The sequence below is a fragment of the Acidimicrobiia bacterium genome, from assembly GCA_041393965.1.
GTDB lineage: Bacteria > Actinomycetota > Acidimicrobiia > Spongiisociales > UBA5794 > UBA5794.
On record JAWKJB010000002.1, the window covers coordinates 685,321 to 696,473 of the forward strand.

Consider the following 11,153-nt stretch of genomic DNA (forward strand, 5'->3'; position numbering starts at 1 on the left):
CTGACAACTGATGACCGAGACGCAATGAGAGAGGCGGCCCGGGGGCCGCCTCTCTCACATGACTGGATGTCGTCCAGATCAGCCTTCTGCGTTCAGCTCGTCGTAGCCGACAAACCTCTTGTAGAAGCCGTTGTTCTGGAAGCCGTACTTGGCCTGTGCGCCGAAGCTCCACGCATCCACATACGACTGCGCCGTTACCGGCTCCCCGTTGTGGAAGGTCCAGCCCTCGCGCAACACCACGGTCCAGGTCTTACCACCATCGTCGGAGGTGATCGACTCGGCCTGCGCCATGTATGGCTCGCCGGTCGCTCCGTCGAACTGGACAAGACCCGTGAACACATTGCCCATGAGCACCGCGGTGCCCTCAGACTCGTTTGCGTCCATCGGGAACAGCGACTGCGGGTTCGTCAGGTCCTGCGACACGACGCCGTCGTCGGCGGTGATCAGATCGTAGGCGACATTCCCATACGCGTCCATGTAGACATTGTCCGTGCCCTCGTTCCAGACGAACTGGTTGACACCAAAGCGAATCGGCATCGTCTGGGCATCGTCACAGAGGATGTCCTCTGCTGCCTCGTAGAACGGAATCGCATCCTCGAGCTGTCCGGAGGCGGCAATCGCTTCCTTCCCGAGCTTGAGCTGCTCGTCGAAGGCCGGGTTGTTGTACTCCGAGGCGTTTGAACCACCGTCGGCAGCCGTCATGTACGAGGCGTACAGCGGCTCGAGGAAGTTCAGTGGCGACGGGTAGTCCTGTCCCCAACCAAGACGGAACGGACCCGTGAACTCGCCGTTGTCGGCGTGGTCAAGGTAGTCCGCCCATTCAGCGGTCTGGAAGTTCACGGAACCGGCATCGATGCCGAGGTTCTGTGCCCACATGTTGACGACTGCCTCGACCCACTGGTCGTGACCGCCACCTGCGTTGAACCAGACATCGAATCCGTCGAGCGGACCGGCTGCGTCCCAGAGCGCCTTGGCGGCATCGGGATCGTACTCCCAGCTCGGGCAGACCGTATCACGACCACCGAGGTTCGACGGAACCACCGAGTGCGCCGCATCGCCGGATCCGTTGAAGATCTTCTCGATGATGAGCTCACGGTCGATCGCCATTGACAGCGCCTGACGGTGCTCCTTGGTGAACTGCGGCAGGTATGCCGGGAACGCCATATACAGGATGCTCGTGCTTGGCGAGGTCTTGAAACGATCCGGGAAGTCGGTGGGTGCCGACGCCAGGAAGTCCGTATCGATACCCGTCAGGACATCGAGGTTTCCCGCCTGGGCCTCGAGATAGTTGGTCTTGAGGTCGGCGGAGATCACGAAATTGATCCCGTCGATCGTTGGCTTCCGCTCACCCTTGTAGTCGGGATATGCGACGAGGTTGATCGCCGTGTCCTGCTCCCACTGGCCGTCCATCATGAATGGACCGTTTCCGATCGGAGCGTTGTTGAACCCAAGCGTGTTCTCGTACGCCACCGATGGCAGCGGGAAGAACGCCGTGTATGCAAGCTGAACCGGGAACTCCGGATCGGCATTCACGAGCTCAACCGTGAAGGTTCTGTCGTCCACGACCTTCAGACCTGACAGGGTCTTGCCTGTGTCGGTCGGCGGCTCCACTGGCGGAGTCGTGGTCGTGGTGGTGTCCGCTGGCGGAGCCGTCGTTGTCGTTGTCGTCGTCGTGTCGTCAGCGGTGTCATCGCTGGAACACGCGGCTGCCACGAGGGCAAGCGCAACGACAAGGACGAAGAACGCAATGGAACGCCTCTTCCTTAGTCGTGTCAAAGTTGTCTCCTTGTCTTTTGGGATCCCCGGTGGTCACCCGAACGGATACACACCGACGGCGCACCGAGGTGCGCCGTAACGACCGTCAGGCTCGACCGATGGCTCGCCGAACCGATGCATCAAAGCCGTCCGCGCCCATCCATCGAAAGACGACGGTGTGGGCGGTGGTTGCCTCGGTGCTCGGCGTTCGGAGAATATCGGTGTGCCTCACAGGCATTTGAATCCCACTTCTCACTTGGGACACGCGCGGATCGCGCGCGCCCACCGAGCCATAAGTATGCCGCTGTGCACGCCCTACCGCAAATGTCTTTTTCCAGAAGATGGCTGGCATACCCGCGTTCTGCGGGCTGCCGACCCCCACACACGGGGGCCGCGTACCCTGGGTACTCGGATTGGTGAGTCCTTCAGGGCACGGTCGATTCGCAACCCGAATGGTGCTCACCGCCAAGACATATACTTCCGAGCAGAGGCGTCACTCGGAACCGCCGAACGAACCCCGGACCGGACCGAGTTCTCACGCAAAGGCGGCTCCGTGCCTCGCGTCCGCTCTCATCGGCGCAAGGTCTGTCCCGAGGCGTTTTGAGTCACTGGCGACAGTGAGCACGGCGATGGTGCTTCACCGGCAGGGTCCGTTCCGACCCACTCGGGACGCCTTCCGCATTCGGATCTCGCGCCTGCAGATGAAGGATCGATCCATGAACGACAGAGGCCAAGAAGCACGAGACGAAAACGTACGCATCTTCAACCGTGTCATAGAGGAAGGATTCAACTCCGGGAACCTTGCGCAACTCGACGCGCTATTCCACCCAAGTTTTGTTGAGCATCAGGCGGGGTTCCCTACCCCAGACCTCGAGGGCTTGAAGAGAGGCATCACAAGCCTACGCCGAGCGATTCCGGACATCCGACTGCGAATAGTCGACACCATTGCCGAAAGGGACAAGATCTGCTTCCTTCTCTCAGGAACGGGCACGCATCTTGGGAGCTTTGGGCCGCTCCCAGGAACGGGGACGGCCTTGACTCTGAACGTCATCGACATTTGTCGCTTCGAAGATGGAGTGATAATCGAACACTGGGGGATCCCCGATCGGATGGGAATAATGGAGCAAATCGGCATGCCGCAGCCACCTCGATGGCTCATGAATCTCATGATGCGAAGGCGACGCCGCTCTGCCGCCTAGCAGTGCGAGCCATGTGAGCGGTTCGGAGCGACCCGGCATCTCGAAACGACAAGAGGAGCACCATGGAACCCGAATCGACCATGCCCAAAGCGAACGGAGTCACGACGGAGCTGCTGGCAACGGTTGACCTTGGCCCCGAGATTGAAGGGATGGCAGGATGTCAGCTGCGGATGCGCCTGTTCACCTTCGAGCCCGGAGCCGTCTTCGGCCCGACTCACGACCACATCGGTAGACCCGGGATGGTCTATGTGCTACAGGGTACCATCACCGACCATCGCGATGGAGTTGCCACGGACTACGGGCCGGGCGTGGGCTGGCCCGAGGACAGAAACACCAATCACTGGCTCGAGAACCGAGGCACAAGCACAGCAGTGGAGATATCCGTCGACCTCATCATGCAGGCGTGACGGGTTGTTACCGATCGAACGGCGCCGGAATCTCGGCCGCCAATCTTGAGATCGTTTCCGGATCGTCGACGCCCGACAGGTCGCTGGGATCTGGATGGGTCCCGAGTTGCTCAGCCCAGGCCCAGCGAGCGACGCAGTCGTGGCCACCGACATGGATTCGAATGTCTATTTCGCGTGGATAGCCGAGAACAAGATCGTTGTTCGAAGATGGGATGGCACCAAGTGGCAACCGCCCGAGGTAATCGGCGAAGGGTTTGCACCCACCGTGGCATCCGGCGACCCGGCGAGAATCGCGTGGACTCGCTCGCCGGGTTCGGACTACGAGGTCGTTGTCGCCAGTCTCCCATGATCGGTGCGACCATCCTGATTGCGGCATCGAGCTTCCGCGGGCCCTGGACCCCCATGTTCGGGGGTCGCGTACCCTGGGTACCCGTGTCCCGAACGAGATGGGTGACCTCCACCATGGAGCGTTCAAGCAAGGCCGAGGGCCACCATCAGGGCTCGATCCAACTCACTCAGTTTGTGACGGTCGAGCATCCCCCGCCGCCGCGACAGAACCCGTCTTGGCAAAGTGAACACATTGTCGCAGTTCGCTGCGCACGGCCTGCCAAGACCTTCGTCCGCGCCCAACTCGACTTCGGCCACATGACCATGGAAGGTACTCGTCACCAACACGCACACAACGGACGACAAGACCGGGATCGCCGAGTCACGTGTCACCACCACAACGGGATGCTGGCCCACTCCCGGGATGTCGGCGTCCCAAACCTCGCCTCGAGCGATCAGCGCTCGGCGTCGGCCAGGCATGCTGCCAACGAGAAAGCGGCAAGCTTTTCGACGAGGTCATGGTGGGCGGAGTCAGATTCTGCGTATCGTCGTCGGTAGGACTCGACAATGGCTTCTTCCCCATGTCGGGCGAGCCATTCTGCGACGGCCCGGGCTACCACTGCACCCCGGCTCGAAGCAACACCGGCTTCTACTGCGCGGTCCAGTGCCTCGACAACGGATTCATCCAATCGGGCAGTGACGGGGACGCTCACACGCCCACCATACCAGACCGTATACGAAATGTACACATCTCAATCCCGACGGGACGATTCGCGTGCGAAAACATAAGCGGCGTTCTGTGGGCTGGGAACCGACATATGTGTGGGCCGCGAACCCAGGGTACGCGGTGCGAACGGTGTCGGAGAGAAGACTCGAACTTCCACGGGATATGCTCCCACTAGGCCCTCAACCTAGCGCGTCTACCAATTCCGCCACTCCGACGAACGGCGCGGGAGTATACGAGCAGTTCACGGGTTTCGGTCCTCAGTACCGGCTCCGCCGTCCCGGTGAACCGTTCACGGTTACTCGGCGCGATGCCAGAACTCGATGTTCCAGGTGAACCCTGCCCGGGTCGGGTTGTGTCTGACGCCGACGATCTCGTCCTCCCACACGGCGAGGCTGACCGGCTGCTGGTACAGGGGGATGATCACGAGGTTGTCGGCGAGGATGTTCTCGGCCTCTGCGATGTATTCGAGGATCTCACTCGAGTCGACCGTCGCGTTCATCAGGTCCCGGAGCTCAGCGAACCGTGCCGTGGTTTCGTCGATGATCGATGAGTCCTCGGTACCCCAGCGGTAGAAGTTCGAGCCGAACGGTGGTGGGGAGTCAGGGTCGAAGACATCGTGGATTCCGACGAGCCCCGAAAGCCCCGGTGAACCCTGCCAGGTCCATTCCCCCATGTCCCAGCCGCCGGTCGCGAGGGTGTCGCCGTAATAGAGGAGGCTGTTTTCCAGCTCATTGTCGTACGGGATCCCAACGGCAGCGAACATCTCGGAGAACATCACCGACATCCGGTCGCGTTCATCGTTGAGGGTGTTCGTCGAAAAGATCACCTTGCACTCGCGTCCCGTGGCGGCGACGGCGGCGGCATAGTTGGCCGCGGCGGCGTCGTGGTCCACGGAATACTGCGCCCACGCTTCCTGAGACGCCTCCGGTGCGTAGGCGTCGATGTACGACTGGAGCGGCGGGACTTCACCCCCGAGGATGTCGGTCGTCAGGAGGTCCCGGTCGACGGTCTGGGCGACGGCGAGGCGCATCTCGTAGACCTCGTTGCAGCTGTTTTCGTTGCGGTTGAAGCGACCGGGTCCGAACTGGAAGTTGAGGTGTTCCCACACCGGTCCCGCGACGACTTGAATGTCGGCACCTTGCGGTTCGAGGCCCTGGAGGGTCTGGATGTTGGCGATCGTGGGATCGGGGCTGAAGACATCGTGTTCGCGTTGGGCAAACGACTCGATCATCGCAGGGGTGTCGTCTTCGAAGACGAAGGTCACCGCGTCGAGATAGGGAAGCTGCTGGGAGGTCTCGGGATCGGTCTTCCAGTAGTTCTCGTTGCGCACGAGCCTGATGGAGGATCCCTTCGTCCACGACTCCAACACGAACGGACCAGCGGATGCCCAACGCTTGTCGTTCCAATCAGTCAAGAAGTCGGTCCCCTCGACGATGTGTTTCGGGATGATCTGTCCGAACATCAGCTCGTGCTGGAGGGTCGGTCTTGCCATCGTGAACTCGAAAGTCTTATCACCCGCGGTGATCGAAATGATGTCTTGGTAGTTGGCCTTGCTGATCGGATAGTCAGGATTGAGAATCGTGTCGAGGGTGAACTTGAAGTCGTACCCCGACACGGGTGTTCCGTCATCCCATTGGGCTTCGTCTCGGATCGTGTACCTGACGGTCATCGTGCCGTCGGCGTTGAGGACCACGCCGCCGTTGTCGACGGTCGGGACCTCGGTGATCAGCTCAGGCACATAGCTCAGCGTGTCAGCGTCGACATCGTAGATGCCTGCGGCATAGGCTTGGGAGAGCAGCGCTCCCACGACCTTGTCGCCGCCGGGGAGAAACGGGTTCAGCGTGGGTGGCTCGTCGTCGACCGCAATCACGACTTCACCACCCGTGGGATGGGTCGGGAGCGGTTCGGTGGTCGTGGTCGGCGCAACGGTAGTGGTTGGGGCCATCGTCGTGGTTGTGGGCACCGTGGTGGTCGTCGTTGGCGCCGGCGTCGATGTGCATGCAGCGGCGGCGATGGCGAGCACCACAAGCGCCGTGACTCCCGCTACGAATCGTTGTCGGCGCATGGTTCCCGTCCTTGGAAGGATCCTCTGTTGGACGAATTCAGTTGGTTGCGAGGATCCAGGTCAACACGAATGTCGTGATGGTGAACAGCACGGCAAGGATCACCGTGAGGCGGTCGAGGTTCTTCTCCATGACCGTCGAGCCACCGACATTCCCCGAACTCATGCCACCACCGAACATGTCCCCCATGCCCCCACCCTTGCCGGCATGCAACAGGATCAGAAAGATCAACGCCAGCGACACAAGCAGGTGCAGGACCGAGACGATTCCGTCGAGCACTGTTCGATTCCCTTCTCACGAACAAACCCGCCCGAGATGGCGGGTGCTCGGAAGTATGGTGACGAACCGGGACTACCGCAACTATCGGGAACCGCTCGCGGTGACGCCGAGGATCGGGGTCCGTAGATCACATACGGGATCAGAACGACCATCACGAGACCCGGTGTCGGCGACCGAGCCTGAACTAGCCAGCTTCCCTGGCGACGGCAGTGGCTGCGGCCTCTGCCGCTTCCGCATCTCCTAGATACCGGGACGACATGACCCGCATGGAGGTGTCGAGTTCGTACACGAGGGGGATCCCCGTTGGGATGTTCAGGTTTGGAATGGCGTCGTCGCTGATGCCGTCGAGATGCTTGACCAGCGCTCGAAGGCTGTTGCCGTGCGCCGCAACAAGGACCGACTTGCCGTCGACGAGTTCCGGCACGATCCGGTCATACCAGTAGGGAAGCATCCGGTCGACGACATCGGCAAGACATTCGGTGTCGGGAAGAAGTTCCGGCGGCAGATGGCGATAGCGTCGATCGTGGCGTGGGTGACGATCGTCATCGCGGTCGAGAGCAGGCGGCGGCGTGTTGTACGACCGCCGCCAGATATGCACCTGTTCGGCACCGTGGCGTTCGGCGGTCTCCTTCTTGTTCAAACCCTGCAGGGCCCCGTAGTGGCGCTCGTTGAGCCGCCAATGCCGGGCAACGGGAAGCCAACCAATGCCCATCTCGGCAAGCGCGAGGTTCGCCGTGTCGATGGCTCTTGTCAGCACCGATGTGTGCACAACATCGAGCGACAGGGATTCATCTGCCATGAGGCGGCCCGAAGCGACCGCCTCCTCCTCCCCCACCGCCGACAGGGGAACATCGGTCCAGCCGGTGAAGATATTGTCACGGTTCCATGTGCTCTCACCGTGGCGAAGAAGGACAAGCGTGCAAGGTGCTGTCATGATGAAGCGAGCGTAACGACTTCACGACTCGTCAAGACGCACCAGCTCGAACTTCCGTGTCGTCCATGTGGCGCCTCGAAGCGCGGACCAGCTGCCGTCACCGGGCTCGATGAACTCCGATTCCCGCCCGGCGATGAGGCCCCTGTGCCTCCCGCCCGCCGCGTGGATCGCGACCGCGAGGACGGATCGGCTGTGCTCGTTCCGGTTGATGTTCCACGCTTCGAAGTCGACCTCCAGCGTCACTCGGCCGGTATCGAGATCGGCGCCCGATTCGATCCGCCGCACATCGTTGCTCTGCCTCAGCCGTTCGGTCACCGCATCGAGGTGGTTTGCGAGATCATCGGATCCTTGCCATCCAACCCTGCGGATGACATCGAATTCGGCGACGAGCGTGTAGTCGGCCATCGTCACACCCAGTATCGAACCACCGAAGCGAAGGTGTCCGGATCAAGCGACGCCCCACCAACGAGTCCCCCATCCACATCACGCTTCGCCATGAGGCCTGCGATGTTGCCGGGATTCACGGATCCCCCGTACAGGACCCGTACCGATTCGCCAGCGCCAGCGGCAACCCGCTCGACCGTATTGCGGACAAGTGAGCACATTGCTCCCGCGTCGTCGGCGCTCGCGGTTCGCCCCGTCCCGATGGCCCAGATCGGCTCATAGGCGATCACCATGCCAGCGATCGCGTCTCGGGCGACCCCCTCAAGCCCCGCGACGACCTGGGATTCCACCTTGGTTTCGGCGAGTCCCGCGTCGCGCTCGTCTTCGGTCTCCCCCACGCACATGATCGGCGTCATCTCAGCTGCAAGGACCGCGCCCACCTTCCGATTGACGATCTCGTCGGTCTCACCGAACAGCTGCCTTCGTTCCGAATGCCCGACGATCACATACGACACGCCGAGCTTGGCGAGCATGCCGGGGGCGACCTCCCCGGTGAACGCACCTTCGGTGTGCCAATCCACATTCTGGGCTCCGAGGCGAATCGAGAGATGATCGGTTTCGATGACGGTCTGAGCGGAACGCAACGCCGTGAACGGTGGGCACACAACGACCTCGACGCGGTCGAAGTCGGGAACATCGAGGCGGTAGCTGAGCTTCTGGACCATCTGGATGGCTTCGAGATGGGTCGCGTTCATCTTCCAATTCCCGGCGATCAGGTTCTTGCGACTCACGCTGGCTCCTCTCGTTGTGGCCCCGTTTCCAACACGGCGACGCCGGGAAGGGTCTCCCCCTCCAACATCGCGAGGCCTGCCCCACCGCCACTCGACACATGCGACACGGCATCCTCGAGTCCGAGCATACGGATCGCAGCAACCGAGTCTCCGCCCCCGACAACCGTATAGCCGCTGCTCCGTGCGACGGCCCGTCCGATCCCTTCGGTTCCCGAGCGAAACGGTTCCCACTCGAATACCCCCATCGGGCCGTTCCAGAACACCGATTCCGCCTCCCTGATGGCGCCGGCGAACCGCTCCGTCGATCGTGGGCCGATGTCGAGGCCCATCCACGAGCCGGGAATCTGCCTGACATCGACGATCGCGTGCTCGGCATCGGCGGCGAACCGGTCTGCGACCACGATGTCGACCGGAAGCACGATGCGGTCACCGTGGTCGGATTCGAGCAGTCGCTCGACCGACGAGATCATCTCGTGCTCGACGAGGGACGATCCGATCTCGAAACCTGCTGCGGCGAGCAGCGTGAAGCACATGCCCCCACCGATGAGCATGAGATCGGCGTCAGGGAGCAGGTTCTCGATCACCTTCAGTTTGTCCGAGACCTTTGCACCCCCCATGACAACGACATACGGCTGCTCTCGTTCGTGAAGCAGCCGATCGAAGGCGACGATCTCGGCCTCCATGAGCCGTCCCGCCACGGCCGGGATGTAGGCCGCGACCCCCACATTGGAAGCGTGCGACCGGTGTGCGGTTCCGAACGCATCGCTGACGAGAACATCGGCAAGACCGGCAAGGGCAAGCGCCAGTGCAGGATCGTTTCGCTCCTCCCCCGGCTCGAACCGCGTGTTTTCGAGCATCACGACGACGCCGTCCGCCGCGTCGGCAAGGACTCGATCGACCGCATCCCCGACGACGCCGGGTGCCTGGACAATCGGGAAGCCTCCGAGTTCGGAGAGTCGCTTCGATACCGGACCCATCGAAAGCGTGGGGTCGTGGCCGATCGGTCGACCGAGGTGGCTCGCGACGACGACACGCGCGGCCCGCTCGCGGACCTCATCGATCGTTCGCAGGCTGGCGATGATCCGAAAATCGTCCGCAACCTCGGATCCCCGCAGTGGGACATTGAGGTCGGCTCGGACGAGCGCCGTTCGTCCGGTCAGATCGATGTCGTCGAGGGTCCTGAGTCCGTCAGGCAAGTTTGCGGCAGAGGTCCACGAGCCGGCTCGAATATCCCCATTCGTTGTCATACCAGCCGAACACCTTGACCGTGTTGCCCGACACCATCGTCGACGCCGCGTCGAAGATGACCGAGTGAGGATCACCAATGATGTCCGACGACACGATCGGGTCCTCGGTGTATCGGACGATCCCGCGAAGCGATCCGTCGGCAGCCTTTCTGAACGCGGCATTCACCGACTCCATCGTCACCTCCTCGTCGACCATCGCGACAAAGTCTGTGATGGACCCGTCGACGACCGGGACACGCAGCGCTGTGCCCGAAAGGCGGCCCTCCAACTCGGGAAGCACCTTGCCGACCGCAGACGCAGCACCGGTGGAGGTGGGGATGATGTTCGCCGCCGCCGCTCTCGCCCGACGCGGGTCCTTGTGGAGGACATCCGACAGGCTCTGATCGTTGGTGTACGCGTGCACCGTGGTGAACATGCCCTGCTCGATCACGAAGGCCTCATGGATGATCTTCGCCATCGGAGCGAGACAATTCGTCGTGCACGACGCGTTCGAGATCACCCTATGGTTCTCGAGGTCGAGTGCTTCGTCATTGACGCCGAGAACGATCGAGACATCAGGATCAGACATGGGCGCCGACACCACCACATACCTGGCTCCCGCGGTCAGGTGCTTCGATGCAGCCTCATGGGTGCGAAACACACCGGTCGACTCGATCACCACATCGACGCCGAGTTCGCCCCACGGAAGCTTCTCCGGATCACGCTCCGCGAACACCTTGAAGCGGTCCCTGTCGACGACGATGTCCCCGTCGACCACCTGCACATCCCCTGGATAGGTGCCATGGACCGTGTCGTACTTGAGCAGGTGGGCATTCGCTTCGACATCGCCGAGGTCGTTGATCGCAACGATATCGATACCTTTCAGTCGTCCCGTGATGTCCTTCCACGCCGCCATGATCGAGTCCCCATCTGACACATCAATGGTCGACAGGGCCCTCCTGAGATCCGTTGCCACCTTGCCACCCTTGGCGGCCCGGAAGAAGTTCCTTCCGATCCTGCCGAATCCGTTGATCGCTACCTTCATGCTTGGCTCCTGCGCC

11 protein-coding genes and 1 tRNA gene are annotated in these 11,153 nt (G+C 61.9%); 2 read left to right on the plus strand and 10 right to left on the minus strand.

The genetic code is table 11. From position 1 onward, the window contains the following. Nucleotides 1-78 precede the first annotated feature (78 nt). Nucleotides 79-1,776: an ABC transporter substrate-binding protein gene (locus R2823_08235; GenBank protein MEZ5176176.1), complete on the minus strand. Its 1,698-nt coding sequence runs from the start codon at nucleotides 1,774-1,776 to the stop codon at nucleotides 79-81. 695 nt (nucleotides 1,777-2,471) lie between these two features. Between R2823_08235 and R2823_08240 the strand changes: the two genes are divergently transcribed. Both R2823_08240 and R2823_08245 read left to right on the plus strand, forming a co-directional pair. Continuing rightward, nucleotides 2,472-2,954, plus strand: a complete 483-nt coding sequence (locus R2823_08240) for an ester cyclase (GenBank protein ID MEZ5176177.1) — start codon at nucleotides 2,472-2,474, stop codon at nucleotides 2,952-2,954. Between the two features lie 62 nt (nucleotides 2,955-3,016). Continuing rightward, a complete protein-coding gene (locus tag R2823_08245) occupies nucleotides 3,017-3,361 on the plus strand; it encodes a cupin domain-containing protein (GenBank protein MEZ5176178.1) in 345 nt (114 codons plus the stop codon). 471 nt (nucleotides 3,362-3,832) lie between these two features. Here the strand turns inward: R2823_08245 and R2823_08250 are convergent, their stop codons facing one another. The 9 genes from R2823_08250 to gap form a co-directional block, all read right to left on the minus strand. Next, on the minus strand, nucleotides 3,833-4,168 hold the full coding sequence (locus R2823_08250; GenBank protein ID MEZ5176179.1) for a type II toxin-antitoxin system PemK/MazF family toxin: 336 nt from the start codon (nucleotides 4,166-4,168) through the stop codon (nucleotides 3,833-3,835). A gap of 377 nt (nucleotides 4,169-4,545) precedes the next feature. Next, nucleotides 4,546-4,630: transfer RNA gene (locus R2823_08255), tRNA-Leu, on the minus strand. Nucleotides 4,631-4,710: 80 nt separating this feature from the next. Continuing rightward, nucleotides 4,711-6,480 (minus strand): ABC transporter substrate-binding protein, encoded by a 1,770-nt coding sequence (locus tag R2823_08260; protein ID MEZ5176180.1) that lies wholly within the window; start codon nucleotides 6,478-6,480, stop codon nucleotides 4,711-4,713. Nucleotides 6,481-6,517: 37 nt separating this feature from the next. Continuing rightward, complete coding sequence (gene secG / locus R2823_08265; GenBank protein ID MEZ5176181.1) at nucleotides 6,518-6,757, minus strand: preprotein translocase subunit SecG; 240 nt, start codon at nucleotides 6,755-6,757, stop codon at nucleotides 6,518-6,520. A gap of 184 nt (nucleotides 6,758-6,941) precedes the next feature. Continuing rightward, nucleotides 6,942-7,691: a 2,3-diphosphoglycerate-dependent phosphoglycerate mutase gene (gene gpmA, locus R2823_08270; protein ID MEZ5176182.1), complete on the minus strand. Its 750-nt coding sequence runs from the start codon at nucleotides 7,689-7,691 to the stop codon at nucleotides 6,942-6,944. Between the two features lie 21 nt (nucleotides 7,692-7,712). Further along, nucleotides 7,713-8,096 carry a hypothetical protein gene (locus tag R2823_08275; GenBank protein ID MEZ5176183.1) on the minus strand — a complete coding sequence of 128 codons (384 nt, stop codon included), beginning with the start codon at nucleotides 8,094-8,096 and terminating at the stop codon, nucleotides 7,713-7,715. 2 nt (nucleotides 8,097-8,098) lie between these two features. Further along, nucleotides 8,099-8,866 carry a triose-phosphate isomerase gene (gene tpiA / locus R2823_08280; protein MEZ5176184.1) on the minus strand — a complete coding sequence of 256 codons (768 nt, stop codon included), beginning with the start codon at nucleotides 8,864-8,866 and terminating at the stop codon, nucleotides 8,099-8,101. Continuing rightward, entirely contained in the window at nucleotides 8,863-10,113 is a 1,251-nt protein-coding gene (locus R2823_08285) for a phosphoglycerate kinase (GenBank protein ID MEZ5176185.1), read from the minus strand. Before R2823_08285 ends, tpiA begins: the two co-directional genes overlap by 4 nt. Further along, entirely contained in the window at nucleotides 10,055-11,008 is a 954-nt protein-coding gene (gene gap, locus R2823_08290) for a type I glyceraldehyde-3-phosphate dehydrogenase (protein MEZ5176186.1), read from the minus strand. Before gap ends, R2823_08285 begins: the two co-directional genes overlap by 59 nt. Nucleotides 11,009-11,153 lie beyond the last annotated feature (145 nt).

Excerpts from the sequence above, each read along its gene's own strand:
- R2823_08240 (MEZ5176177.1), top strand. The coding sequence starts at position 2,472 with ATGAACGACAGAGGCCAAGAAGCACGAGACGAAAACGTACGCATCTTC.
- R2823_08245 (MEZ5176178.1), top strand. The coding sequence starts at position 3,017 with ATGGAACCCGAATCGACCATGCCCAAAGCGAACGGAGTCACGACGGAG.
- R2823_08250 (MEZ5176179.1), bottom strand. The coding sequence starts at position 4,168 with ATGCCTGGCCGACGCCGAGCGCTGATCGCTCGAGGCGAGGTTTGGGAC.
- R2823_08260 (MEZ5176180.1), bottom strand. The coding sequence starts at position 6,480 with ATGCGCCGACAACGATTCGTAGCGGGAGTCACGGCGCTTGTGGTGCTC.
- gpmA (MEZ5176182.1), bottom strand. The coding sequence starts at position 7,691 with ATGACAGCACCTTGCACGCTTGTCCTTCTTCGCCACGGTGAGAGCACA.
- R2823_08275 (MEZ5176183.1), bottom strand. The coding sequence starts at position 8,096 with ATGGCCGACTACACGCTCGTCGCCGAATTCGATGTCATCCGCAGGGTT.
- R2823_08285 (MEZ5176185.1), bottom strand. The coding sequence starts at position 10,113 with ATGACAACGAATGGGGATATTCGAGCCGGCTCGTGGACCTCTGCCGCA.
- gap (MEZ5176186.1), bottom strand. The coding sequence starts at position 11,008 with ATGGCGGCGTGGAAGGACATCACGGGACGACTGAAAGGTATCGATATC.